Source organism: Verrucomicrobiota bacterium, assembly GCA_037139415.1.
Taxonomy (GTDB): Bacteria; Verrucomicrobiota; Verrucomicrobiia; order Limisphaerales; family Fontisphaeraceae; genus JBAXGN01.
In genome coordinates, this window is the sequence record JBAXGN010000119.1 from 1 (window position 1) to 24,985 (window position 24,985).

22 protein-coding genes are annotated in these 24,985 nt (G+C 58.9%); 7 read left to right on the top strand and 15 right to left on the bottom strand.

The features are described 5' to 3' along the window. Positions 1–352 precede the first annotated feature (352 nt). Genes gmk through WCO56_19325 form a run of 4 tightly spaced genes read right to left on the bottom strand, consistent with a single transcriptional unit; the run spans position 353 to position 3,918 of the window. Positions 353–973, bottom strand: coding sequence for a guanylate kinase (gene gmk, locus WCO56_19310; protein ID MEI7731729.1), 621 nt, complete (start codon positions 971–973; stop codon positions 353–355). Further along, positions 970–1,851: a YicC/YloC family endoribonuclease gene (locus WCO56_19315; GenBank protein ID MEI7731730.1), complete on the bottom strand. Its 882-nt coding sequence runs from the start codon at positions 1,849–1,851 to the stop codon at positions 970–972. The genes gmk and WCO56_19315 overlap by 4 nt, the downstream gene beginning before the upstream one ends. A 44-nt stretch (positions 1,852–1,895) precedes the next feature. Beyond that, positions 1,896–3,044 carry a PLP-dependent aspartate aminotransferase family protein gene (locus WCO56_19320; GenBank protein MEI7731731.1) on the bottom strand — a complete coding sequence of 383 codons (1,149 nt, stop codon included), beginning with the start codon at positions 3,042–3,044 and terminating at the stop codon, positions 1,896–1,898. A 49-nt stretch (positions 3,045–3,093) separates the two neighbouring features. Further along, a complete protein-coding gene (locus WCO56_19325; protein ID MEI7731732.1) occupies positions 3,094–3,918 on the bottom strand; it encodes a succinylglutamate desuccinylase/aspartoacylase family protein in 825 nt (274 codons plus the stop codon). A 52-nt stretch (positions 3,919–3,970) separates the two neighbouring features. Here WCO56_19325 and WCO56_19330 point away from each other — a divergent pair, with 52 nt between their 5' ends. From WCO56_19330 to lpdA, 5 genes are all read left to right on the top strand, one after another. Beyond that, positions 3,971–5,233 carry an MFS transporter gene (locus tag WCO56_19330; protein MEI7731733.1) on the top strand — a complete coding sequence of 421 codons (1,263 nt, stop codon included), beginning with the start codon at positions 3,971–3,973 and terminating at the stop codon, positions 5,231–5,233. A gap of 40 nt (positions 5,234–5,273) precedes the next feature. Continuing rightward, positions 5,274–7,406: a M48 family metallopeptidase gene (locus WCO56_19335; GenBank protein ID MEI7731734.1), complete on the top strand. Its 2,133-nt coding sequence runs from the start codon at positions 5,274–5,276 to the stop codon at positions 7,404–7,406. A gap of 63 nt (positions 7,407–7,469) precedes the next feature. After that, positions 7,470–7,718 carry a hypothetical protein gene (locus WCO56_19340; protein MEI7731735.1) on the top strand — a complete coding sequence of 83 codons (249 nt, stop codon included), beginning with the start codon at positions 7,470–7,472 and terminating at the stop codon, positions 7,716–7,718. A gap of 632 nt (positions 7,719–8,350) precedes the next feature. Then, entirely contained in the window at positions 8,351–9,685 is a 1,335-nt protein-coding gene (locus tag WCO56_19345) for a 2-oxo acid dehydrogenase subunit E2 (protein ID MEI7731736.1), read from the top strand. A 15-nt stretch (positions 9,686–9,700) separates the two neighbouring features. Next, positions 9,701–11,125 (top strand): dihydrolipoyl dehydrogenase, encoded by a 1,425-nt coding sequence (gene lpdA, locus WCO56_19350; protein MEI7731737.1) that lies wholly within the window; start codon positions 9,701–9,703, stop codon positions 11,123–11,125. A 104-nt stretch (positions 11,126–11,229) separates the two neighbouring features. Here the strand turns inward: lpdA and WCO56_19355 are convergent, their stop codons facing one another. The 4 genes from WCO56_19355 to WCO56_19370 form a co-directional block, all read right to left on the bottom strand. After that, positions 11,230–12,399: a SpoIIE family protein phosphatase gene (locus tag WCO56_19355; protein ID MEI7731738.1), complete on the bottom strand. Its 1,170-nt coding sequence runs from the start codon at positions 12,397–12,399 to the stop codon at positions 11,230–11,232. Next, on the bottom strand, positions 12,396–12,899 hold the full coding sequence (locus tag WCO56_19360) for a PAS domain-containing protein (GenBank protein ID MEI7731739.1): 504 nt from the start codon (positions 12,897–12,899) through the stop codon (positions 12,396–12,398). The genes WCO56_19355 and WCO56_19360 overlap by 4 nt, the downstream gene beginning before the upstream one ends. Position 12,900: 1 nt before the next feature. Further along, positions 12,901–13,167 (bottom strand): (2Fe-2S) ferredoxin domain-containing protein, encoded by a 267-nt coding sequence (locus WCO56_19365; GenBank protein MEI7731740.1) that lies wholly within the window; start codon positions 13,165–13,167, stop codon positions 12,901–12,903. 427 nt (positions 13,168–13,594) lie between these two features. Beyond that, positions 13,595–14,782, bottom strand: a complete 1,188-nt coding sequence (locus WCO56_19370; protein MEI7731741.1) for an SGNH/GDSL hydrolase family protein — start codon at positions 14,780–14,782, stop codon at positions 13,595–13,597. A gap of 172 nt (positions 14,783–14,954) precedes the next feature. Between WCO56_19370 and WCO56_19375 the strand changes: the two genes are divergently transcribed. Continuing rightward, positions 14,955–17,294, top strand: coding sequence for a hypothetical protein (locus WCO56_19375; GenBank protein MEI7731742.1), 2,340 nt, complete (start codon positions 14,955–14,957; stop codon positions 17,292–17,294). Between the two features lie 43 nt (positions 17,295–17,337). Then, a complete protein-coding gene (locus WCO56_19380) occupies positions 17,338–17,502 on the top strand; it encodes a hypothetical protein (protein ID MEI7731743.1) in 165 nt (54 codons plus the stop codon). 181 nt (positions 17,503–17,683) lie between these two features. Here the strand turns inward: WCO56_19380 and WCO56_19385 are convergent, their stop codons facing one another. The 7 genes from WCO56_19385 to WCO56_19415 all read right to left on the bottom strand — a co-directional run. Then, a complete protein-coding gene (locus WCO56_19385) occupies positions 17,684–17,812 on the bottom strand; it encodes a hypothetical protein (protein MEI7731744.1) in 129 nt (42 codons plus the stop codon). Between the two features lie 26 nt (positions 17,813–17,838). Then, positions 17,839–19,674, bottom strand: coding sequence for a hypothetical protein (locus tag WCO56_19390; protein MEI7731745.1), 1,836 nt, complete (start codon positions 19,672–19,674; stop codon positions 17,839–17,841). Between the two features lie 24 nt (positions 19,675–19,698). Next, positions 19,699–20,907 carry a PQQ-binding-like beta-propeller repeat protein gene (locus tag WCO56_19395; protein ID MEI7731746.1) on the bottom strand — a complete coding sequence of 403 codons (1,209 nt, stop codon included), beginning with the start codon at positions 20,905–20,907 and terminating at the stop codon, positions 19,699–19,701. Positions 20,908–20,926: 19 nt separating this feature from the next. Continuing rightward, positions 20,927–21,193, bottom strand: coding sequence for a hypothetical protein (locus WCO56_19400; protein ID MEI7731747.1), 267 nt, complete (start codon positions 21,191–21,193; stop codon positions 20,927–20,929). A gap of 43 nt (positions 21,194–21,236) precedes the next feature. Then, positions 21,237–23,102 carry a hypothetical protein gene (locus WCO56_19405; protein ID MEI7731748.1) on the bottom strand — a complete coding sequence of 622 codons (1,866 nt, stop codon included), beginning with the start codon at positions 23,100–23,102 and terminating at the stop codon, positions 21,237–21,239. Next, on the bottom strand, positions 23,099–24,331 hold the full coding sequence (locus WCO56_19410) for a PQQ-binding-like beta-propeller repeat protein (protein MEI7731749.1): 1,233 nt from the start codon (positions 24,329–24,331) through the stop codon (positions 23,099–23,101). The genes WCO56_19405 and WCO56_19410 overlap by 4 nt, the downstream gene beginning before the upstream one ends. A gap of 19 nt (positions 24,332–24,350) precedes the next feature. Further along, a partial coding sequence (locus WCO56_19415) for a PA14 domain-containing protein (GenBank protein ID MEI7731750.1) occupies positions 24,351–24,985 on the bottom strand: 635 nt, incomplete at its 5' end.

Sequence of the window (24,985 nt, forward strand, 5' to 3'; positions counted from 1 at the left end):
ATGCCGAACCCTTGAAAAGGACTCCTGCCCACCTCTGACTTTTGCCAAAGTCCAGTCCTCTCCCCGAGGGAGAGGAGACAGGTGAGCAACGCAAAACCGCCGAACTGATGCGCAAAACCCTGCTGGGCAAATAGCGGAAGTATTCTCTGGCACCCGCTCCGGAGTGCGTTCCCCTTTCTCCACGTTTCCGGTGGTCGCGCCCTGTGCCCCTCGCGCCCGGCTTTCTGTCAATTCTCCGGGTTGGGGAAATCCAATCCAGTGCTGGTTTGTAACCTCGGGTGGATAAGGGTTCCCGCCCAGCATCATGGCCGCTCACCCAGTTCATCCTCCTTATCTTTCTCCCTTCGCCGGCTCAGAAGACCGGCGGCAGGGCACGGGTTTGGCGGATACGCTCCGCAACGAGGATGGCCTGCATTCGGCGCAGATCCTCGTCTTTGCTTCCGCTTAGAATCAAATAATCAAAATGGACCCACTCCGCGAGTTCCTGCCGCGCCACCTTGACCCGGCGTTCAATCACTTCCGGCGCGTCCTGGTTGCGATTGCGCAGGCGTGACTCCAATTCGGTAAGCGACGGTGTGGTCAGGAACACACTCACCAGCGCGCGCGCCAACTCGGGCTCGCGGCTCGCGGCGGCGCGGATACTGGCGGCCCCCTGCACGTCAATGTTCAACAGCACATCGCGGCCCGCCCGCAAGCGATTCAGAACCTCCACCTTCAAGGTGCCGTACCGGTTGCCGTGAACGGTGGCGTGCTCCAGAAATTCACCCACGGCGGCCCGCTGCTCAAACTCCGCCACGGAAAGGAAGTAATAATCCACGCCGGGTTGCTCGCCGAGACGTGGCGCGCGCGTGGTGCAGGTGATGGCGCGGGAAACCTGGGCATCGCCCGCCAGCACGCCGTTGCACAAGGTGGTCTTGCCCGCGCCGGACGGCGCCGAGATGACGATTAACAAGGGGGTGACGGTCGCGCTCATTCCACGTTCATGGCCTGTTCACGGAATTTTTCCAACTCGGTCTTGAGGGTGACCACCTCGCGCGAAATGAGCGCATCGTTGGCCTTGGAGCCGATGGTGTTGATTTCGCGGTTCATTTCCTGCGCGAGGAAATCCAGCGTGCGCCCAACCGGCTCCTTGCTTTTCACACAATCATCAAACTGCTTGAAGTGGCTTTGCAGACGCGCCAATTCTTCAGAAATATCGGAGCGATCAGAAAAAAGGACAATTTCCTTAAGCAGGCGTTCATCGTCTGGATTGAGCGAGGCCAAGCCGGCGGCGCGGAGGCGTTCGAGCAGTTGCTCCCGGTAACGCTTCATGACTTGGGGCGCCTGTTTCTGCACGCGCGCCACGGATTTTTTCATGCCACCAATGCGTTTGGCCAGATCGCCCGCCAGATGGCCCCCCTCGCTATCACGCATTTTGAGCATCGCGCCCAACGCCGCCTGCAACGCCTTATCCACCGCTGGCCAGAACGATTCGGCATCCGAGGCGTCCAGCTCCGACTCCAGCACACCGGGAATGCGGGCAACGATTTCAACGGGGATGACGGGCGACAGATTTAATTCCTTGGCCAGCCGGGATAGTTCCTTCGCGTATGCGCGTGCCAGGGGCAGATTCAGGCGCGCCCGGGCCGTAGTGCCATTCTCCCCAGGATGAAATCCGATTCGGCACGTGACTTTTCCACGGGAAATGGCGCGATTGATAACGTCGCGGGCCTGGGCCTCCAACACCTCCAGCTCGCGCGGTAAATGAACTGAGACCTCGGATTGTTTTCGGTTCACCGAACTCAGTTCCGCCGTTATTTTGTAGCCGTCGCGCGAACATTCGCCGCGGCCGTATCCCGTCATGGATCGCATGGGTGAACTATGCGGAAAACCGGCGGGCAGCGACAACCATTAAATTAAAATTTCAACGCCTGCTCCAAATCCCGCCGCAGGTCATCCACGTCCTCGATGCCAACGGAAAAACGAATCAGGCCGTCGCTGATACCCACCTGGTGGCGCACCGCTGGCGGCACCGAGGCATGGGTCATCGAGGCCGGATGGCAAATCAGACTTTCCACCCCGCCCAAACTCTCGGCCATGGTAAAAAGGCGCAGGCTGCGGCAGAACTTCAAGGTGGTGTCCAGCGAGCAATCCAGTTCCGCAATGAACAGGCCGGAGCCGGCTTTCATCTGGCGTTTGGCCAACGCGTATTGCAGATGACTGGGCAGGAACGGATAGCGCACGCGCCGGACGCGCGGATGTTTTTCCAGCCACCCGGCCAGCTCCAGGGCATTGGCGCAATGGCGCTCCATGCGCAGCGCCAGGGTGCGTTGTCCGCGCGTGGTCAGCCAGGCATCAAACGGCCCGGGTTGCAGCCCCAGCGCCTTTTGCGCGAAAATCATGCGCTCCTGCCACGCGGGATCGTTCGTGGCCACAATGCCGCCCAGGCAGTCGCTATGCCCGTTGATATATTTGGTGGTCGAGGAAAGCGAGAGCGTGGCACCGAGTTCGAGCGGACGTTGAAGATACGGCGACGCAAACGTGTTATCCACCAACACCGGCGCGCCGACTTCCGCCGCCACCGCGTTGATCCCGGCAATATCCACCACTTTCAACAGCGGATTGGTGGGACTCTCCAGCCATACCAGCGTGGGGCGTTCCTTGCGGATTTCCTCCCAATTGGCGGTCTGGCTCAAATCCACATACCGCACCCGCAATCCAAACTTGGCGAACACCTTGTCAAACAGCCGGTACGTGCAGCCATAGACATTCTCCTCGGCCAGCACCACGTCGCCGCTTTTGAGCGAGGACACCACCGCCGTGATGGCCGACACCCCGCTGGCAAAACACGTCGCAAACCGCGCGTTCTCCAGCGACGCAAGGCTGCGCTCCAGCAAACGGAAATTCGGGTTGCCCGAGCGGGTGTAATCAAACCCGTCCGGATTGCCCGTCTGGAACGTCGAGGTGAGAAACACCGGCGGCATCACGGCGCCGGTCGTGCCGGAAAACCCCCGGCCCTCATGCACCGAGCGGGTACTGAATCCTGCCTGATCTTCTGATTTCATGCGCGCACAGGTTAATCCCAAATCCGGGAAGACGCAAAATAATCCGCGCTCACAAATTCGGCGCAAACGCGACCAGCTTGCGGTACTCGGACAGAATGGAAAGCAGCGCTGTCACCAGCGCGGATTCTTTCAAGAATTCCGGCGGATATTTCGGGGTTTCCAGGATCAGTTCAAAGGGGCGCGGGCGGGCGTTCGGCGGCGCTCGCAGGATGCCTTTAAACCCGTCGCGAATAATGCCGTTGCGCGCGTTAAAGCCATCAATGACCCGATTCCCGTTGCGGGGCACAAACTGGTCAGCCGCCTGCAACGCTGGTTCGATCAGATATTGGGTCAAGGTCGCACCATGGGCGTATCCGTAAAATCCGTCGCTGGTATCGTCCGTATGCAATGAAATCAATCCTTGGAACGTATGCGTGGTAAGTTCGGCCTCCAGAATTTTGACCTCCGGCTCGGCGGACTGCTGCCAGAATTCGCGGTTCAAATCCTTGCCGCTGCGGGAGAGCCGGGTGTTGTCCGTCAATCCAGTCGGGTTACACACTGGATAAAGGAACAGGCAATAATCTGTGGCCAACTCCGGTTTGGCGTCGATCAATTTGATGAATTGAATCAGCGCGTGGATCCCTTCTGTTTCATCTCCATGAATCCCGGCAAAGAGCCCAATCCGGATCGGGTCCCCACCGCCGCGCGGGCCAATAAACCGATAACGTGGCAACTCATACGTCTGCCCGGCGCTTTCAAACTTTGTGCCTTGCTCGGCGATCAAATTCACCGAATGCACCGCCAATTGCTCCAGCGGAGCCAGGATATTTTCCAAGCTTCGGCGCGTGGTCGCACGGCTATCTTTATGTCCTAATCTGTTCAATAACAATGGCATAAACACGTTTTAAATACGTTCAACTTGAGGTAAGGTAGCACTATATATTACAATGTCAATAGTGTTTATAGAGTATCCGCTAAAAACTCCGCTTGATTCCAGCGCGGAGAGTCCGCACTCTCGGCGGTCGGAAATGAAACGGGTAAAAGCAGGATTTTTTGTGCTCGAAGGCGTCAATGCCTTCGTGACTTCGTATTTCTTTAATTACCTCCTATTCCTGTTTCGGGATGCCTTTCATTTTGGCAATCGGGAAAACCTGACAGTCGGGGCGGTGCATGGGCTGATTTACATTTTTGCGGCCTGGTACGGGGGACGCTTTGCGGAAAAGCACGGGCGCATCACGGCGCTGTACGTAGGCTTTGGCGGCATGGCGTTGGCGCTGGCCATCGCCTCATTCCTGCCCGCGTTGCCCTGCCAGATTGCGATGCTGCTGGTCTGGACGATTTCCATGTGCTTTACCTGGCCGGCGTTGGAGGCGCTCGTCAGTGAAGGTGAAGATGACGCCGGCCTGCCGCGCATGATCGGCATTTACAACCTCGTCTGGGCCGGCATGGCGGGGCTGGGCTATTTCTTTGGCGGCGCAATTTTTGAAACATTGGGCCGGCAAAGCCTGTACTGGCTGCCCGTGGCGGTTCACATCGGCCAATTGGGGTTGTTGGTTTGGCTGACCCGCCAGATTGCGCGCGAACAGCCATCACCCGCGCCCACGACGTCCCATCCCCACCATCCCGAGGCCGCTGCCAGCGCGCAAGGCATCAAGCCCGAGGCGTTTTTGAAAATGGCCTGGGTGGCCAACCCCTTTGCGTACATCGCCATCAACACGCTGCTGGCCATCATCCCAGACCTGGCCCGGCGGTTCGGGCTTTCGCCCACGTGGAGCGGCATTTTTTGTTCCATCTGGTTTTTTACGCGGTTCCTGGCCTTTTTGGTATTATGGCGCTGGACCGGCTGGCATTATCGGTTCCGCTATTTGATCGTCTCGTATGTTGGTTTGATTGCCGGCTTCCTTCTTTTGTTGCTGGCCCGGGATTTGTGGTTGGTGATTGTGGCCCAAGTGTTTTTTGGCGCGTCCACCGGGTTGATTTATTATTCCTCGCTCTTTTACTCCATGGATGTCGGCCAGGAATCCCAAGGCGCCCACGGTGGATTGCATGAAGCCGCCATCGGGGCCGGGATATGTGCTGGCCCGGCGTTGGGTGCGACCGCGCTCCGTCTGGCTCCGCAATCGGCCAACGTGGGAACCTACGCGGTCGGCGGCCTGCTGCTCGTCGGCATGGTGGCCTTAATCTGGATGCGCCAAAAGGGACGGGCATGACCCCATGACGAGGCACACGGAGTACCCTTGAATTAAATCCATGAACAATGCGCCGCCAAAAATAACCGCCACCACCTCCGGAAGAATGGCATCCATTTTTGCAGGCACGATCCAACCCACCGAGCTTTCGGGCACGTACCGGTTGGGGCTGGTGATCGTAGCCATCGTCATGGTGTTGCTGCCGGCGGTGTATGTCGGGCTGATTGCCGCGACCGGCACATTGGTGGGTTGGCACGCCGTGAACCATATTCAATGGATGTCCAACCGGGGCGGATGGCTGGTGTACCTCACGCCGATTGTGGTGGGAGTGGTCATGGTGCTTTTCATGATCAAGCCGCTCTTTGCCCGCCCACCCAAACGCCCCGATTCCTATTCCGTCAAACGGGAGGAGGAGCCAGGGTTGTTTGATTTCATTGACCAGATTTGCCGGCAGGTGCGGGCGCCGCTGCCCTCGCGGGTGGACCTGGATTGCCAGGTAAATGCCTCGGCGAGTTTTCGGCGTGGCCTCTGGAGCCTGTTCGGAAATGATCTGGTGCTGACCATCGGGTTGCCGCTGGCCAGCGGCATGAGTCAGCGGGAATTGGGGGGCGTGCTGGCGCATGAGTTTGGTCACTTCGCCCAGGGCGGCGGCATGCGGCTGACCTATGTCATTCGCTCGGTCAGCTTCTGGTTTGCCCGCGTGGTGTATGAGCGCGATGCCTGGGATGAAAAGCTCGCGGATTATTCGCGCAATACCGATATTCGCCTCGGCCTCATCCTCTACACCGCGCGGGGCTGCGTGTGGTTGACCCGCAAGGTGCTTTGGGTGCTGATGATGCTCGGCAACGTGATCAGCAGTTTCATGCTGCGCCAGATGGAATTCGATGCGGACAGCTACGAGGTGAAAGTGGCGGGCACGGAGGCGTTCATTGCCACGGCGCGCAAACTGCAATTGCTGGGGGTGGGCAGTCAGTTGGGCATGCAACATTTGCGGCAAAGCTGGCAGAGCAAACGGCTGCCGGACAATTTTCCCGCGTTCGCGCTGCAAAAATCCCGTGAGGTGTCCGGCGATATCCTGGCCAAGATCGAGGAAAGCCAGGCGGTCAGCAAGACCGGCATGCTTGACACGCATCCTTGCGACGCCGCCCGCATCGCCCAGGCCAAGGCGATGAACCAGCCTGGCCTCATCCAGACGGAGGCGCCCGCGACCAGTCTGTTCACCGAGTATTCGCGGGTGGCCCAGGGCGTCACCCAACACTTTTACCGGCAGATGTTGGAAGAGGATTTCAAGCCGGAAGCCTTGGTGTCCACCGACGAAATGCTGCGCGAAACCAGCCAGGTACAACAAGGCTACGAGGCGGCTGACCGTTACCTGATGGGCCTGTTTTCGGTGCTGCGCCCGCTGACGTTGCAGGAACATGAAGTCATGCCGCTGCCCAATCCCGATCTGGCCCGGCAGGCCTTCACCCAGTGCCGGCAGCAGGCCGAAGCGCAACGGGCGGAAGCCAAAGCCGCGATGGAAGCCTACGCGGAGGCCTACGGCAAAGTCCGGGTGGCCACCCTGTATCAACATGCGCAACAGGCGGGGCTGACCATCAAAGACACCGAATTCAAACTGCCGGGCAAAACGCTGGCGGAAACCATCCAGCTTCAACTCAACGCCTGCAAGGACGAGCAGCCGGTGGCCCAGCGCCTGAAGCCGTTGGAAGCCACGGTCCACCGCCGACTGGTCGCCGCGCTGCAATGGCTCGCCACACCGGGAGTGGCGGAAAAAGCGGGCCTGCCGGGTGGCGTGCTGGAAGCGCAACAATTGGTGCGGGTACTGGCGGTGCTGGGTCCGCTCATGCCGCGCGTGCTGGAACTGGAGCGGCTTGGGTACACCCTGAAACAATTGCTGGATGCCTGCCAGAAGAACAATGGCACCGGACAAGTAACCCACGTGCTGGATGGATTGGCCGCCAAGGCACGGGCGCACCTGACCGAACTGGAACAGGCATTGGGGACCGTCAAATATCCGTTCAGTCATGCGCAAGGCGAACTCAGCCTGGCCGAGTTTGCGCGGGCCGACGGCCAGCATGAACACCAATGGATCATGGCCCTGATGCAATGCGGGGCGGTTTCCGAAAAGTTACCGGGCCTCTATGGCCGGGTGCTGGGCCGCCTGGCGGTACTGGCGGAAAAAGCGGAAGGCTGAGGCTGGCCAACCGGGTATTCTCTGGCGGCATCCAGCAAATCTTTAGCGATAGTACGATGAACCATGGAAAATAGATCACTTTATTTTTATGCAAAACGTAAGTTGAACTTTGGTTTTGCGATTATTATCGCAGTGCTTTACGTGCTTACTGCCCCGCCCATCATGAAGGCGATGACGCGCCAGAACCCAAGAGAGTGGCCGCGCTTTTACCAACCATTGGCTCGCGGGTTCCAATGCGATCTGACCCGGCCGCTGTTCAGTTGGTATTTCGATAACGTATGGGGAGCTGATACCGAAATTCGAGGAGAATGAGTCGCTGTTTCATTCGTTCCGTCATTCTGGTTGACACAATTTGTTCACTACTTATGCTTTCTATGTCATGCGAAAAGCACCTTTTTTACTAAGCCTTTTGTTCGTAACCGTATTGGCTGTGGTGGCAGCCTACTGTTCCTGTTTCGTAGATATTAATGGGCTCCACTCAGGAACAGATGCGGACTTTATTCGTGCTCGTTGTCCTGTCCGCCTAGTTCAGCCTGAGTGGGTCAGTAATCAACCCTATATGCTCATGGATTGGTGTGTAGCAGAGGTAAAAGCTCGCCTCAGCCTTGTCGCCGGCCTGTGGCTCGGAAGCGTTGGCATTGTTGTTTGGCGGTATTTGAAAAGTCGAAAAGCAACAACGGCCATCTAACCATCTGTCTTCTCAATCTATTGATGCATGGCAGTGAGGGATAGCACCCTTACGTAAGCTGCTCGAATTGCGATAGGATATCAAATCTGGCGCTTTTTGCCAAAACCCGGTTTTATGCTAAACTATTTGCCGTAGTTCGGAGCGGTCGCAGGCTAATTCATTGCTGCGGACCGGGTTCGGGATTTATTATCAATTTGTTTGGCGTACCGGGCGGGCTTTTGGTTATCCTGCCGGTGCGTCAGGTTATTGCTTTTGTATGGATATAAAACTGCCAAATTTGGGTGAAGGCGCCGATTCCGGCGTCGTCGTGAGCATTCTGGTCAAGGAGGGCGAGGAAATCAGCGCCGGCCAGAACCTCATTGAATTGGAAACCGGCAAGGCCGTGGCCTCCATTCCCGCCAGCGCGGGGGGCAAGGTCGAGCAGATCCGCGTCAAGGTGGGGGACAAGATCACTCCCGGTGCGGTCATTGTGACGGTAACCGGCGGCGGCGCCGCTGCCGCACCTGCTGCGGCGCCTGCCAAGGCGGCTCCGGCACCGCAACGTCCGGCGGCTCCCGCACCCAAACCCGCCGCCGCTCCAGCCCCCGATCCGGAACCGGAAGAAGAACTGGTGCCGACGCTGGAAAGCACCGATGACACCTTTACGCCTCCCGCCTCCCCCACCATTCGCAAGTTGGCCCGCGACCTCGGCATTGATCTGCGCCGGATCAAAGGCAGCCAGCACGGCGGCCGGATTGTCCTTGAAGATTTGCGCGGTTATGTGCAGGGCTTGATTCGCCAGGCTGAAAAGGCCAAGGCGCAGCCCGCCAGCACCACCGCGTCGGCTCCGGCCCGGACGGCGGCGGTCACCGCGCCGGTGAGCATTGATTTTTCACAGTGGGGCGCGATCACCAGGAAGGCGATGTCGCCCTTGCGCCAGGTGATTGCCAAGCGCATGTTGGAAAGCACAAGCACCCTGCCGCAGGTGACGCAGTTCGACGATGCGGACGTTACCGTGCTCAACACGCTGCGCAAAAAGTATGCGGCGGCGTACGAAGCCAAAGGCGCGCGCCTGACGCTTACCGGTTTCGCCATCATTGCGGTGGTGCAGACGTTGAAGAAGCATCCGCTGTTTAACGCCAGCATTGACGACGCCACCCAGGAGATCGTGATGAAGGCCTATCACCATATCGGCATTGCGGTGGACACCGAGGCGGGGCTGGTGGTGCCGGTGCTCCGCAACGCGGACCAGAAGAGCCTGCTGGAGCTGTCGCTGGAACTGGGCCAGATCGCCGAGAAAGCGCGGGATCGCAAGCTGACGACCGCCGACATGCAGGGCGGGTCCTTTACCATTTCCAACCAGGGTGCCATTGGCGGCGGTTATTTTACGCCGATCATCAACAAGCCGGAAGTGGCCGTTCTGGGCATCGGCAAGGGCGCGGTGAAGCCAGTCATCACGGCCGATGGCAAAATCGAGGGACGTCCGCTGATGCCGCTGGGGCTCTCGTATGATCATCGCCTGATTGACGGCGGCAGCGCCGCACGGTTCATCGTGGACTTGCGGCAGGCGCTGGAAACGTTCCCGGAAGAATTGGTGAAACTGGGGGCATAGCCTTTTTCGTAATTTATGGAATCAATCAAGACTGAACTGGTGGTCCTGGGCGGCGGCCCGGGCGGATACGCGGCCGCATTTTACGCGACGGATCTGGGTAAAAAAGTGATCCTGGTGGATCAGTCCAAACGCCTGGGCGGCGTGTGCCTCAACGAGGGCTGCATTCCCTCCAAGGCGTTGCTGCACGCCACCAAGGTGCTGACTGAAGCCCGTGAATTTGCCGTCCGCGGCATCACCTTTGGCGAACCGCAAATTGATCTGGAGCGGCTGCGCGGCTGGAAAAATTCCGTGCTCGACCGTCTCGGTGGCGGCGTGGCCACGTTGGCCAAGGCGCGCAATGTGACGGTGATGCAGGGACGCGGTTATTTTGAAAATTCCACGACGCTGCGCGTCGAAACCGCCGAAGGCCAGAAGTTCATCGAGTTTGAGAAGGCCATTGTGGCAGTCGGCTCCAAGCCGGCACTGCCGCGCGCGTTCGATTTGGGTAATCCGCGCATCATGACTTCGCGCGAAGCGCTGGACCTCGAGGATATTCCCGCCGATATGCTGATCATTGGCGGCGGCTACATTGGCATGGAAATGGGCACGGTGTATTCCGCGCTGGGCAGCCGCATTGTGGTGGTGGAAGCCATGGATAAAATTCTGGCGGGCGCTGATCCAGACTTGGCCCGTCCTGTCCTCAACTTTGCCAAAAAACATTTTCGCGAACTGCGCGTCAAGACGCGGGTGCAGAAAATGGCGACCGTCGGCAAACAGATCAAGGTCGTCATGGACGTGGATGGCAAGGTCGTCGAGGAATTGTACGACCGCGTGTTGGTATCCGTCGGGCGCGTGCCCAACGGCGATGACATCGGCTTGGAAAACACCCAGGTGACACGCGACGAAAAAGGATTCATCAAGGTCAACGAACGCCAGGAAAGCACCGATCCCAACATTCTCGCCATCGGGGATATTGCGGGCGGCATCCTGCTGGCGCACAAGGCGCACAAAGAGGCGCGCGTGGCCATCGAAGTGCTGTGTGGCGAGGCGAGCGTTTTCCGCGATGTGATCATCCCGGCGGTGGTGTTCACCGAGCCCGAACTGGCTTGGTGCGGTTTGACGGAAGAAGAAGCGCGCACCAAAGGCATCAAGGTGGCCGTCGCCAAATTCCCCTGGGCGGCCTCGGGCCGGGCGATGACCTTTGATCGAACGGATGGCCTGACCAAGCTGATCATTGATCCTGAAAGCGAGCGCATTCTGGGCGCAGGGTTGGTGGGGCATGGCGCCGGGGAACTGATTGCCGAAGGGGTGCTGGCCGTGGAAATGGGTGCCACCGCCCACGACCTCGCCGCCTGTATTCACCCGCATCCGACGCTGTCTGAAACCTTTATGGAAGCGGCCGAACTATTCTACGGCCACGCCACGCACGCATACACGCGGCGCAAGAAGGTGGAGGAGTAGGCTTCGCAGTAGTCAGGAGCTAGGAGCTAGAAGTTAGAAGCCAGAAACCGGGAGTTAGGAGTTAGAATTCTAACTTCTAACTTCCAGCTTCTATATTCTGTTCTTTAGCACCAGGTGACCTTCACCTCTTTGTGGTAGTTGTTCAGCAACTCCACAATCTGGGTGAGGACGCTGCGGCGGATGGAGACGCTGCGGGGCAGCAATGGGTTTTGGTAGAACGCATTAACGCGTTCACCGGCCAGGAAGAAAATGGAATCCGCTTCAAGCAATTCCCGCGCGAGCAATACCGCGCCGTTGCGATCTTCCGGCAGGCGCTCCACCTGTCCACGGCATTCCTGGAGTAGCGCCAGCGTCTTGGCCAGGGTCAGGATGCCTTCCGTGAGCAAATCCACGCCGGGCAATTTGCCGATTGGTGGAACATCGGGGCGTACGGTGTCGAGTTCCAGCTCGATGTCCTTTCCGAGGTGCTTGGCAACAATGTTGCCGGTGGTGCCGCCGCAGAGCACGCGCCGCCCGGTAAAGTTCAGCAAGGACTCAACGTGGGTGGCATCCGTGGCCGGGTCCACCGGCGGACCGGTGAAGATCATCAGACGGTGGGCCTGCCGCGCCAGCACGCCGACCAGGGTGGCATCGTCCCCGACCTGTTGCCCGTACAACTCTTGGGCATGCGCCATGGTGTGCTTGACGATATCCTCGGCGGAGTCGCGCTGGGTGTGGGCCACGCCTTCCAGGTAACGGGCAATGCCATCCCAGCCCCAGCCGAAATTATACAGGTTGGGCATGCCTGCATAGAGCATGCCGTCGCTGATGATCCCTAGGAAATCACCGCGATCCAGCACGCCCTCGGCGATGCTCAACACCTTGCCCTGCACGTATTCGGTGCGGTGTTCGAGCGATTGCAGCCGCCCGCGTTTGAGGAAAATGGCGTTGGGACTGTCGAAATTGATGACCTTGAACTGGCCGGTGTTGTGGCGAATCTCGATGACGATGAAGGTGGCGTAGGCGATGCGGCGCACTTTGCAACTGGGCAGCGTGCCCACCACGGTTTCGATCACATCCTGCAGCGCCGCATTCGCGCGGATCATCGTGAGGATGATTTCCGAGGTCAGCCGCGCCAGGATGTTGGCCTTGACGCCGCTGCCCAAGCCATCCGAGAGTACCACGATGGTGCGGTCCGGCGCACGGAGCACCTTGACCTGGTCACCGCAAAGTTCCTCCCCCTGCCGGTGCAGGCTGATCGGGTGAATATCAAAAAATGTGGGGCCGTCGGTCATGCGTTTTCCCGTTGGAGCATTTCCAGCAGGTGCAGGAGGCTGACCTTGGTTTCGGCGGTGCTTTCGCCGAGCAGGCCGGCGATTTCCTGGGCGACGTTCATCTGCTTGTCCACCACCTGGCGGACTTCCTGAATGGCCTGGCGCTTCAGCTCCTTCATTTCCAGGCGCTGTTTCCATTCGCGCGTCATATCCACGAAGATGCAGGCCACCACTTTTTCACCGGGCACGGGGAAAATCACCTTGCGCACGTACAAATCAAACTGAGGGAACGCCTGTTCCTGACCGAGGATTTCAATGTGCTCCTGATAGGCACGCTGGAAGTCGCGCACGTCCCCCAGGATGTCCATGGCGTTGCGGCCCACGAGCGCCTGGGCGTCGCTCTTGAGCATGCGGCAGAGCGCCTGGTTTACCAGGCGGATGTTCATGGCGCTGTCCAGCACCAGCAAGCCGTTGGGGTCGTAATCCCAGAGGAGTTTCCAAAGATTTGAGGTGGGTTCCATATCAACCTTTCCGGATGCGCGGGAGGATTTCCGTGAAGAATTTTTCGGGCAGATTCTCCGCCGTCAGCCCGGTCAGCACCCGCTCCTCGAACTTCAGGGAGCGGCCATGCTCGCATTGATCGAGGCAGAAAGCGCCTTTGAGTTCCACGCGATCCTGCAAGTGGTAACGCTGGATCAATTCTTCCAGCATGGGGCGCAGCCGATACCCGCCCAACTGATGGCAGGCTGAGCCCATGCATAAATACAACGTTTGTTTAGTGACTTGCACGGTATTGGTTTACCTCATTCGACCCGCCTGGGAAATAGAAAAATGCGGGAGCGAAGCGGCGTTCACTGAGTAGAATGTTTTGATTGTGATCAGCATTACTCTAAATCCAGTCTGGACTACTGTACGGATCATTAGGATCGTGATACCAACAATCGAAATAGTCTCGGAGTACTCGGCTTAATCCAGGAATGCCAATAAGAGGCTGCATAGGCAGAGACAAGACTTGGAAGACTCGCTCTGGAACGAAAGTCAAATAACCGTTCCCATCGAGCGCCACTAATGGGCCAAGTGCAAGAATGTAAAGGACGTAACCAATAAAAACAAAGACAAGCAGTTTCCAAACTCGCTTGCGCCCCGGCGTTTTTTGCACCGCAGGACGATTGCGTCCATATAGGTTCATAGATTTGTTGATGGTGACAGTTTACCATTATGGTCCTATTCCGGCCGCCCCCAAGCCAAGGATGCGGAAACTGTGGCCGGTGCTGTCCGGACTTTTATCTGCCAATAACTCAAACCGCACCCGGTGTTTGCCGGACTCCGGTTGCCGCAGGATTTCGTTGCTCTGCCGATAGCCGCCCCACGTCTGGTCAAACCAACCGTTCAACTCTTTGGCGGCGTTGCCATCCACCGTCACGCGGGCTTTGCCCATTGCGCCGCGCACCACGAAATGCATGGAGTACAGCACCCGGCCTTCGATCTCGAATTCGATGGTGCTGCCGGGCTGTTCACTTTTCCAACCCTTGATTTTGGCATCATAGGCCCAGCCCTGGTTGGACGCGGGCTTCAGCGCCTCCGCCTCGAACAAGGCGGTGTGTTGGAAGAGGTCGCTGAACAACGGCGCGGGCGCGGTTTGGATGGCCGGCAACTGGGCATCGGCGGGCAAGGCTTTTAGCAGATCATCCAGCATGGCGGTGACGCACCGCGCGGCGAAGGCATGACCCCGGTCATTGGGGTGTACCTGATCGGCTTCCACGTCCTCCCATTTGAGTTTGCCCGCCTTGATCTCGGGCCATAGCGCATCGCGAAAGCTGACCATGGGCAGGCGGTAATGCGTGCCGACCTTCCCGTGCCACTCCTGGGCGTTGCCGCCACTCTGGTTCATCATGAACAGCAACACCACGGACGGCTGATTTTTCTGGGTGAGGATTTGCCGGACGAGCCCTTCCAGGGTTTCCGCCGCCGCCTGGAGGGAGCCGTCATTGACGGCGTATTCCACCACCACGAAGTCAGGTTCCTGCGCCAGCAAATCACGGCGCGCCCGCAAGGCGCCGTAGTTGGAACCGGTGGCACCGATGCCGGCATTGACGAACTTGATTTTTGCCTTGGGGAAAGTCTTTTGCCACCAGTCCGCGATGAGATTGCCATAGCGATTTTCCGGTTTGGTGGCTTTGGCACCCTGCGTGATGGAACCCCCGATGACCGCCACGGTCACTTCTTCACCCCGCCGAGCTTTGGCCAGCGCCTGCTGCACCCGGGCGGTATCACCCGGATTGACCAGCGACTGTTTAATCCTGGCGGCATCCTCATCGGCCGCAGCAGACCGCCAGCCAGAGCCAAGACCCATAACCAGAACGAAGAACCATAGGCCAAACCAACCAGATTTGAGTCGTCGCATACGTATATATGTTTTGTGAATGTTGTAGTTAACCTGGTCTAAATGCAACACCGGGAATTTGGTTGCAGACGGGATGGATCTGGAATGGGGGCAGTATCAGATGCCCCCGTTGGCTGGAATTTGAACAAATTGACACTTTACGGAGAGAAAAAAGCAGGTCACCTTTATCAGTATGAAATCAATCCCGTGCCTTTTGCGCGTTCTGCCAAATGCCATTCAGCATGTATTTTGCGCTCATGGGTGCATCGGGCGGGTGCGGTTTGGACTGGCGGTGTGTTGGTTGGTTGGGTTGACTGCGGCCATCCCAGCCATTGGTACCACGGATTGGCAACCGGTTGGCATCTCCGGTGGCGGCGGCATGTTTTCTCCTGCCATCTCTCCGGCGGACCCGAACCTGATGATGCTCAATTGCGACATGAGCGCTGCCTATCTCTCGGATGATGGCGGTCGCAACTGGCGCATGATCCACCATGCGCAACTCCACAGCGACACGGCCTGTCGTCCCGCGTTTCACCCGACGGATGCGAAGCTCATCTATGCCTCGTCGGGCGGACGGCTGAAGCTCAGCCGCGACCGGGGTAAAACTTTTGCGGCCCTTGGCAATCTCAGGGAATCCTTGGGCGGAGAGATCGCCATCAACCCGGCTGATCCGAAAGTGCTGTTGGCCGGCACGCGCGCCGGGCGTTGCTGGATTTCGCGGGATGCGGGGGAAACCTGGACGGGATGCCAGGGACCTTCGGGTCAGGTGCTGGGCTTTCATTTTGATCGCACCCGTCAGGGCCGCACGCTATTCGCGGCGACGGATAAAGGCGTCTGGCGCTCAGACGACAATGGGCAGACGTGGACGGAAAAAACTCAGGGCCTGCCGTGGAAACCAATCCAGGGTTTTGCCGGGGGATCGGATGCGGCGAAGAATCTGGTCCTGCTATACTGCACCATTCAAAGCAAGGCGGACAACGGACAGTTCCAAGGGGGGCTCTACCGCTCGCGGGATCGCGGCGAAACCTGGGAGCCGGCCATGGGCCGGGGTTTGAACCTCGAAACCACCAAGGCGGACAAGTACGCCTACGGTCCCATCTCGCAATACCGTCAAATGCTGGCCGCCGATGCCCAGCCGCTCACGGCGTATGTCCTGAATACCAGCACCGGATTTTTCCCGCCGCACAGTGATACGGTGTACCGCACCGACGATGGCGGCGAAACCTGGCGTCCCACCTATTTTCAGGATCCGCGCTACAAAATCTACAACGTCGCGCCGGACTGGGAGATTGCCGCGTGCGGGCAATGCTTCAAGGGTGGTGAGACCCCGTTTGGCGCGGCCATCTGCAATAGCGATCCCAATCGAGTCATGCTGGTCCGCAATGAGCCGCACATCACCCATGATGGCGGCGGGAACTGGTTCGGCGGACACGCGGGCCCGGCACCCGGCCAAAAACCCGGTCCGCGCTCCAACTGGCTTTGCAACGGGCTCGTCGTCACGACCACCTGGCACTTCTACACCGATCCATTCGAGCCGGAACGTCAGTACATTTGCTACACCGATATCGGCATGGCCCGCTCCACCAACGGCGGCCGCTCGTGGATCTGGTGGGACCCCAAATCCTGGTCACCTTGGCGAAATACCTGCTACGAGATGGCGTTCGATCCCGCCATTCCCGGCAAGATTTGGGGCGCATTCTCCGATGTGCATGACATTCCGAACGACAACATCATCTCCGAACGCCACGGTCACCGCCGTCCGGGCGGGGTTTGCCTCTCCGGCGATTTTGGCACTTCATGGAAAAGCGAGACGGAAGGTCTCCCGCGCAAGCCGATCACTTCCATTGTGATTGATCCCACCAGCCCGAAGAATGCGCGCACCCTCTATGCCGGGGTGTTCGAGGAAGGTGTCTATAAATCCACCGATGATGGCAAGACATGGGCGCTCAAGAAAACGGGGCTGGGGCATCCGGACAACCTGCGGGTTTATCGGGTGATCCGCCATCGCGATGGCACGCTGTTCGCGGTCATCTGTGCCCGGCGACCCTCCGCCGGCCAGCCGCTCGCGCCTGAAGGCGTGGGCCTCTATCGCTCCAAAGACGGTGCGGAGACCTGGGAGCAGATCAATGCCTCCCGGCCGTTGCTTTATCCCAAGGATTTCTCTGTGGATCCCCGTGATAGCCGGCGCATCCTGCTGGGCGCGGCGGATGCCGGACGCGGCGATCAATCCGGCGGCCTGTATCTCACCATGGATGGCGGCCAGACCTGGCAGCGCATCGGTCGTCAGGGACCGCAGACGTTCGGCGGTTATTTCCATCCACGACAGGATGGCTGGATCTACATGACGCTGACGGAAGGCGCGCCCGGCGCGGGCTTGTGGCTCTCGCGCGACAACGGGAAAAACTGGCAGGCCTTCGACGAACTGCCATTCGCTAACATTCAACGCGTTGAGTTCGACGCGGCCAACGATGCCAACATCCACGTCACCACCTTCGGCGGCAGTGTGTGGCGCGGCCTTTCCACACCACGATGAATCGAGATTAGTGCAATCAAGGCTTAACGACTAAATATGAATAATGCGGGATCTTTGCGAGGGAAGGCACCCCCTCTCCGCCGGCTTTCCCGTGGACATTCTGGTGCGCGCCACCGAGGAGATTACCCGGTGCCTGCAGCAGGGCGACTCCTTTGTCACCGAGGTCATGACGCGCGGCAAAGTCATGTATGAAGCCCGCCACGCATAACAAGCCATTCTGGATTGCAAAATAATCCGGCGTGAAGTGCGGACCCGTTTGGGATTGCCGGTCTAATCCAGCATCTGTGGCTTAAACGCTTCGCTCCCGCCACACCAGCCACGGCGAACCATCGCCAGCAGTGCCTCGTCAGTCGGGCCTGAAGAATTTGATCGAAAGCTGCTTGCCCTGCTCATGCCTTGAGTCCCACCTCAAACTTGGGATTTACGACCAGGTTGGGACCGGTCGCAGGCTTGTAGCCATGCGGGCCGGGGAAACGCGTATTCCACAAGGTGGTCAGCGTCACCTCCGGATGAGACATCTATTTTTTACAGCCCGTGACCGCTATCAATGACCGCTCGCAGGCAGCGCGGAGTTGTTGCGCAACTGGTAGAGCGTCTCACCCACCTCGCGGCTGGCGGCAATGGTCTCGGCGTAGGGAGTGTCGCAGGTGTCCACAAATCCACACTGGTAGTTTTCGCCATCGAACCGGCCGGTGATTGGATGGTCGGCGTATTGGAACCAGTGCGCGCCGACAATCGCCGGGTTGCGCAGGGCGGTGCGGAGGTACATGCGATAGGCTTCGCCGCGTTGTGCCTGTGAGCTGACGCTGCCGAGTCCCGTATGAAGCGGGCTGCGATCCAAGGCGCCGAAATGGAATTCGCCGATGATGATCGGCTTGTCCTCTGCGCCCTCGGGCAGGCGCAACTCGTCGGCGGTGTAACGGTAGCGGTTGAAGCTCACCACGTCGCAGTACTTCGCGGCCATGCGCACCGGCACCTTGGGTCCTTCTGCGGGGAAGTAATGAAAGTCGAACCGGCAACCCAAGTACAGGAGGTTTGGTAGGGCTTTGCGCATCTCCTCCTGGCAGGTCGAGAAATATGTTTCCGCAATCTTGTCGTCGTCGGTCCACGGGTGGAGTTCGTTGTCAATGAAGGCGCCGATACAGTAGGGATCCTTGTCCGCGCCTTTGCGCGCGAACCCGGCCAGTGCGTCCGCGAGGGCGGTACGGAATCCGGGATTTTCCACGTCGGGGAACCCACCTTTCTTCTTCGGACCGCCGTAGTGGACCGCCAGCACGTACGGCGTGCGGCGGCGTTGCTTGACGCTGACCTTCTCATCGGACCACATGCCCATGGTGTTCATGCCCCAATTGCGGAGGCGGGCATGGGCCAGGTCGAAGAACTTGCCCCAGTCGCCATCGTACTTCTTTTTGATGATGTCATCCATGTTGCTCCACCAACCCGCGCGGGCTGCGCCTTCCGACAGTCCAGCGAAAAAGTGTTCGCGGTTTTTGATGCTGCTCGTGACGGTCATGCCGACGCAGGTGATGCCGTGCGACCAGAATAGATGCCCGTCCGGATCCACCAGCCACCATTTGCCGTCAACCTTTTCGGTGCGGAAATGTCCCGTTGCCTTGAGTGCCGGTCCCTTGGCCCAGCCGCCATAAGCGTCCCACTCTGCCGGACCAGGATGGTCTTTGAGATCCGCCTCCTCGGTCTGCCGGGCGGCGATCAACTCCGCATCCGAGTGAATCTTCCCCGGCCACTCCCGGTGCATGTACTGTCCATATTGATCCACAAACGGATAGATCGAGTCATCCAGCGGACCTGCGGCTTTGCCGACGGGCAAGTTCCACGGCTTTATGCGCAGATTGCCAATCTCGATGTCGTCCGCCGGCAGATCTCCAGCGGGCAGGAACGTCAGCTCGCTGATCTTGGCGGGATCAGGCATGCTCCAGCACCACAGCACGCCGCCGGGCCGACCGAACATGTGCGGGAAACGATAGGAGAAACCTTTCGGCGGATTGTCGCGCTTAATGTTCATCTGCAGCGTCTCGGTTGCGCCGGGCTTCACAATCACCAGGCTGCCGGTCCACTTCGAATCATCAAAGCGGCCAATCAGGGCGGCAGCTTTTGCCCCGCGATTACGAATGTCCACCAGCACCGCCGCCGCCTCGTCAAGATTCCACGTCCCATCGCCCGGCTTCAGCCTCACCAAGGCATCTGTCTTGCCAGACTCGAATTTGACGCGCACGGTCCCGGCTGGTCCGGTCTCCACTTTTGCACCGACCTCTTCATGTTTACCGAACGACAAAGGTTTGTCGCTCGTCGGCTCATTTGCCAGCATCATATTCGCGACGCACAAGGCCGCGAGCGCTACGGTTATTGTCTTTTTCATCATTTCTGTGTCCTTTGATTGTTGTCATTATTCTGCTTTGACATCGAAGCAGTAAAGATTGGTGTCAAAGCGCAGGTAGAGGCGTCCGCCGGTGACGACGGGGTGCGCGCAACTGGAACCTGTGCCTTGCACGCTGAATCGGCCCGTGAGCTTGAAGCCTTCCGGCCACGCAGGCGCCAACCCCACAATGCCGTCAGCTTCACCGAAAAGAAACAGCATTCCGTCCGCGTACGTGATCGAACATTTGCCAACGCCTTTCTCGAACCACTTTCGCTGGCCGGTCTTCAGGTCCAGGCACGCGACGCCGCGCTCGTGGTTGCCGTAGATGAAACCGTTTTCGATCAGGTAACCGCCGTGATGGCAGACCAGTTCTTTGGTGGTCCAAGCTGGTTCGGCACCGGTCGGTCCGAGTTTCATGCATATACCGCCTTTGCCGTAGCCGGTGGCCCAGAGAACATATCCGTCGGCGGCTGCTGGCGAGGGACAGTTGGCCCAGTTACCGGCGCTGAAAGGATTCGAGAAAATTTTCGCACCGCTGCGCGCATCGACACAAAAGATTCCACCGCCAGTGCCGGCCGCGATCATGGGGACGTCGTTGAAGTGGAACGGCACACAGGAACCGTAGTGTGCCGGGCCATCGAACCCCTGGCTCTGCCAGATCGTCTGGCCGGTAGTCTTGTCCAAGGCCGTGATGCAGCCTGCGCCACCCGGGGTCACGACAGCCATCTGGCCATCAATCAACACCGATTCGGCGTAACCCGAGTTGGGAGTTTTGCCGCCCAGTTCTTGCATCGTCCGCGTCCAAACTTTGGCGCCGTCGTTGGTCCGGTAACAGCCAATCAGTCCGTGACCGGAAACGAGGTAAACCACGTCGCCGTCCACGGTCGGAGTCGAGCGCGCGCCGGGATAGTTTTGGTCCCACGCTTTGTCGTGGACGATTTTCCATTTCAATTTTCCGTGTGCATCGAGGGCGAAGAGCGTCAACTGGCCTTCCACGTCACCGGTGGCGTAAACGGTGCCGCCGCTGACGGAGACGGTCGAGAAACCTTTGCCCAGTTCGCTGAACTGCCAAAGTTTCGCGGGACCATCGGCGGGCCACTCTTTCAGCAGACCTTTGTCGGTGGATTTGTCGTCGTGGTTTGGTCCGCGGAAGGACGGCCATTCGCCTTCGGCGGCGCACAGGCCGGTGGCGAGTATCGTCGCGGCAAATGCTACGGTCAGAATGAATTTGTGCATGTCTACCTCAAGGACCATTTCATTTGCTCGTTGGAATGAACTCGCCGACCGACGGGCCGAAATCATTTTGTTCGCCATCGGGTTGGTGTGCGAGACGGAGCGTCAACTTGTAGCCGAGTTTGTCTTGGCGGTAATCTATGCGGATCTCGGGTGTGACCTTGGTCAGTTCGGGAATCATGATCCCCGGTATCTTCGATTCCACGCCGGGCTTGGCGGTCGCTGTCTCATTTGCCAACGTCGCGTGCACGACGCACAAAGCCGCGAGGGCTATGGTTAATATTTTCATTCTCTCCATGCCCTTTTTGTATTTGGTTTTTGTCGCGCTTGTTTTACTGCCGGTGAATGCTCAGGACCGTGATCGACAGGGGCGGCAAGATCAGGCTTGCCGCCGATCCATTGATTGCAACGTCCGGCAATTGCGTTGTCCGTGGCATGAGGTCTTCGGAACTCGCACCGGTAAACCTCCACGCCTTGGCAGGCCCGGCCACTGTCATCTCATGGATGTCAAGGTGCACGTCGCTGGAGTGCCGCGGCTTGTTGAGCAGCCAAACCGTCACGCCATCATGATCGCTTGTGGCATACACGTTCACATCCGCTGAACCGGTGGTGCGGAGCAGGTTATCGCGGACGTGGCGTGTCCACATCGAAAACCCTTCGCCGGTTGGCGTCAGCGAATTGTTGTCATTCAGGATATCCATCTGGGAAGGGATGGAGGCGTCATCAAAATATACGTCCTTGATCAACAGGCTCGCATCGCCCTTGCTTTCGAGGAACCAGATTCGCGCGGTCTTCGCTGACGCCGGCACCGTGAAGGCTTGATGCACGAACCGCCATTCGCTCGTGGATGTGATCTGCATTGGCCTGAAGAATTTCAATGAGAGTTTTTTCTCTTGCGCATCCACAAAATCAACTCCAACCGCGGCCCAGGGCTTGGCGTCGGTGACCTTCGCCCAACAGGAGAAGTAGTGCGTTTCGTTGCCCGAGACGGCTATATTCTGGAAAATCCACTTGCCGTCAGCGACGCGCAAAGCCTTGCCCGCTGTTCCATCGGCGACCACTTCGCCGTCGTTCCAGCCCTTGATTCCGTCCTCGAACTTGGGATTGACGACCTGATTGGGCTTGGTCGCGGGTTTGTAACTGCGCACACCGGGGAAACGCGTGTTCCATAGAGTGGTCAGCGCCACTTCGGGATGGGACATCTGTTGCCCAATCATGTCGAACAGGACCAGCGCATGGCCCAGGTCATTGACATTAGGCCAACTGCCTGACCAGTCCGTGGCATTGAATTCCGTGAGCAGGATCGGGATCGGCTGTCCGGCCTTGTCATGCCCCTTGGTGAGGCGAAGCGTATCATCCAACTCTTTCGTGATTGATTTGCCGGCCAGAAAATCGCCATAGCCAAGGTCCCATCGCCACATCGGATAGCTGTGTGCGACGACAGCGTTGGCGCACCCGTCAGCCAACACCGCCTTCAAGCCGGACTGCGCGACGATCCTGGCGTCCGGGTCCTGCGCGCGCATCGCTTCGGCGAACCGCTTGAAGTGTTCCACATACTGTTTGGCGGGAACTTGCTTCTCGGAGGTTTCATTGCCGATCTCCCACCACTTCACCTTGTAACCTTTGGCCTTGGCGTACTTGACCCACGCGGCCGCCGAGGCGACGAGGTCATCCAGGGAGTTGCCTTCCTCGTGTTTGCTGATTTCCTTGGCGCTGTCATACGCCACCACAATGACCGGCTCGGCGTGCGCCGCCGCGCACAGAGCCATGAAGGCGTCGAAGCCCAACGGCTTGACGAGCGTCCGATCCGGGTTGACCATTTCCTGGTTCCACCTCGGACTCGGCCAACAGGCAAGGTCTGCCGTTCTTGGAACCAGCGGCGTGGGGACCGGATCCTCTGGCCGAATCGGTCGCGGGTCATCCTTGCTCCGCGTGGTCCAGAGATAATTGTCCGCTTTTTCACCGCCGGGATACCGGAGGCAGCGCCAGCCGTTGCTGGCGCACACTGCGGTCAACGAGGCACTGCCCGGCGGACGCTGCGCGTCACTGTCCAGCAGATAGTCGAGGTTGATGCCGATGGCGTTGTGCATCCCGGATCGGACCACGGTCCCGGCATCAACGGACACCCGAACCGGCTCCGCCAGCGCCGCACGCGCGACGCTCCATGCTACAAGGGCTACGGTTATTGTCTTTTTCATTGGTGAGTCATCGGGACGTTGTTGTTTGCTTTGACATCGAAGCAGTAGAGATTGGTGTCATAGCGCAGGTATAATCGTCCGCCGCTGACGACCGGGTGCGCCCAACTGGGACCTGTGCCTTGCACGCTGAATCGGCCCGTGAGCTTGAAGCCTTCCGGCGACGCAGGCGCCAACCCCACAATGCCGTCCGCTTCACCGAAAAGGAACAGCATTCCGTCCGCGTAGGTGATTGAACATTTGCCAACGCCTTTCTCGAACCACTTTCTCTGGCCGGTCTTCAGGTCCAAGCACGCGACGCCACGCTCGTGGTTGCCGTAGATAGAACCGTTTTCGATCAGGTAGCCGCCGTGATGGCAGATTAGTTCTTTGGTCGTCCAAGCTTGCTCGGCTCCGGCTGGCCCGAGTTTCATGCAAATACCGCCTTTGCCGTAGCCGGTGGCCCAGAAAACATATCCGTCCGCGGCTGCTGGAGAGGGACCGTTAGCCGTGTTACCGGCACTGAAAGGATTCGCGAAGATTTTCGCACCGCTGCGCGCATCGACACAGAAGATTCCACCGCCAGTGCCGGCCGCGAACATGGGGACGTTGTTGAAGTTGAAAGGCACGCAGGAACTGTAGTGTGCCGGGCCATCGAACCCCTGGCTCTGCCAGATCGTCTGGCCGGTGGCCTTGTCCAAGGCCGTGATGCAGCCTGCGCCACCCGGCGTTACGACGGCCATCTGGCCATCAATCAACACCGATTCGGCGTAACCCCAGTTGGGAGTTTTGCCGCCCAGTTCTTGCATCGTCCGCGTCCAGACTTTAGCGCCATCCTGGATCCGGTAACAGCCAATCAGTCCGTGACCGGAAACGAGGTAAACCACGGTGCCGTCCACGGTCGGCGTCGAGCGCGCGCCGGGATAGTTGTGGTCCCACGCTTTGTCGTGGACGATTTTCCATTTTACCTTTCCGTGCGCATCGAGGGCAAAGAGGGTCAACTGGCCTTCCACGTCACCGGTGGCGTAAACGGCGCCGCCGCTGACGGAGACGGTCGAGAAACCTTTGCCCAGTTCGCTGAACTGCCAGAGTTTCGCGGGACCGTCCGTCGGCCACTCTTTCAGCAGTCCTTTGTCGGTGGATTTGTCGTCGTGGTTTGGTCCGCGAAAGCACGGCCATTCGCCTTCGACTGCCTGCACGCTGGCGGCGAACATCGTCACGGCGAACGCTAAGTTCAGAATGAATTTGTGCATGTTTGCCTCGACGATCGCATCATTGGTTTTTCGCCCCGTTCGTTGGAATGAACTCGCCAACGGACGAGCCGAAATCACTTTGGTCGCCATCGGGTTCGTGGGCGAGACGGAGCGTCAACTTGTAGCCGAGTTTGTCCTGCCGATAGTCCATGCGGATGTCCAGCGGGATATCCTTGACCAGCTTTAAGGAATGCGCCGAGAACCGGTCCTTGGCGGTGTGCCCAGACCAGGCGATTTCTTCGACGCCGTTCACCCACAACGCGACATAATCGTCTGCGTTAGAGACGAATTTATATTCGCCGGAAATTTTCGGAATGAACGTGCCGGTGAATCGCGCGGAAACGAATTCAGGTCCTAGCGGCGGTATTGTCGCAGGAAATGGCGCGGCTGGACCGTCGAGCACCGGATTGAATTTCGTGACGAAGTTCGTGAACACCGGCTCGCCGCTGAATGAATTGTTATTCCACCACAGAGCTTTCAATCCTGCGTTGGCGGCAGGATTAACTTCCGCAGCCTTCGCCTGGCTGTCGGCGGCGGGACTGGCGTGTGCGACGACGACATCGTCGGCCTTCAGATCACCAACGGCATACTGGATGCCTGCCAGATTCAGCTTGAGCATGGACGCACTCCAGAAGATCTCGTCGTTGTTGCCGA

Excerpts from the sequence above, each read along its gene's own strand:
- WCO56_19360 (MEI7731739.1), bottom strand. The coding sequence starts at position 12,899 with ATGGAACCCACCTCAAATCTTTGGAAACTCCTCTGGGATTACGACCCC.
- WCO56_19335 (MEI7731734.1), top strand. The coding sequence starts at position 5,274 with ATGAACAATGCGCCGCCAAAAATAACCGCCACCACCTCCGGAAGAATG.
- WCO56_19390 (MEI7731745.1), bottom strand. The coding sequence starts at position 19,674 with ATGATGAAAAAGACAATAACCGTAGCGCTCGCGGCCTTGTGCGTCGCG.
- WCO56_19380 (MEI7731743.1), top strand. The coding sequence starts at position 17,338 with ATGCGGGATCTTTGCGAGGGAAGGCACCCCCTCTCCGCCGGCTTTCCC.
- WCO56_19385 (MEI7731744.1), bottom strand. The coding sequence starts at position 17,812 with ATGTCTCATCCGGAGGTGACGCTGACCACCTTGTGGAATACGCGTTTC.
- WCO56_19320 (MEI7731731.1), bottom strand. The coding sequence starts at position 3,044 with ATGAAATCAGAAGATCAGGCAGGATTCAGTACCCGCTCGGTGCATGAG.
- WCO56_19355 (MEI7731738.1), bottom strand. The coding sequence starts at position 12,399 with ATGACCGACGGCCCCACATTTTTTGATATTCACCCGATCAGCCTGCAC.
- WCO56_19370 (MEI7731741.1), bottom strand. The coding sequence starts at position 14,782 with ATGCGACGACTCAAATCTGGTTGGTTTGGCCTATGGTTCTTCGTTCTG.
- WCO56_19345 (MEI7731736.1), top strand. The coding sequence starts at position 8,351 with ATGGATATAAAACTGCCAAATTTGGGTGAAGGCGCCGATTCCGGCGTC.
- gmk (MEI7731729.1), bottom strand. The coding sequence starts at position 973 with ATGAGCGCGACCGTCACCCCCTTGTTAATCGTCATCTCGGCGCCGTCC.
- WCO56_19325 (MEI7731732.1), bottom strand. The coding sequence starts at position 3,918 with ATGCCATTGTTATTGAACAGATTAGGACATAAAGATAGCCGTGCGACC.
- WCO56_19375 (MEI7731742.1), top strand. The coding sequence starts at position 14,955 with ATGAAATCAATCCCGTGCCTTTTGCGCGTTCTGCCAAATGCCATTCAG.
- WCO56_19410 (MEI7731749.1), bottom strand. The coding sequence starts at position 24,331 with ATGCACAAATTCATTCTGAACTTAGCGTTCGCCGTGACGATGTTCGCC.
- WCO56_19340 (MEI7731735.1), top strand. The coding sequence starts at position 7,470 with ATGGAAAATAGATCACTTTATTTTTATGCAAAACGTAAGTTGAACTTT.
- WCO56_19395 (MEI7731746.1), bottom strand. The coding sequence starts at position 20,907 with ATGCACAAATTCATTCTGACCGTAGCATTTGCCGCGACGATACTCGCC.
- WCO56_19330 (MEI7731733.1), top strand. The coding sequence starts at position 3,971 with ATGTCAATAGTGTTTATAGAGTATCCGCTAAAAACTCCGCTTGATTCC.
- lpdA (MEI7731737.1), top strand. The coding sequence starts at position 9,701 with ATGGAATCAATCAAGACTGAACTGGTGGTCCTGGGCGGCGGCCCGGGC.
- WCO56_19405 (MEI7731748.1), bottom strand. The coding sequence starts at position 23,102 with ATGAAAAAGACAATAACCGTAGCCCTTGTAGCATGGAGCGTCGCGCGT.
- WCO56_19315 (MEI7731730.1), bottom strand. The coding sequence starts at position 1,851 with ATGCGATCCATGACGGGATACGGCCGCGGCGAATGTTCGCGCGACGGC.
- WCO56_19400 (MEI7731747.1), bottom strand. The coding sequence starts at position 21,193 with ATGAAAATATTAACCATAGCCCTCGCGGCTTTGTGCGTCGTGCACGCG.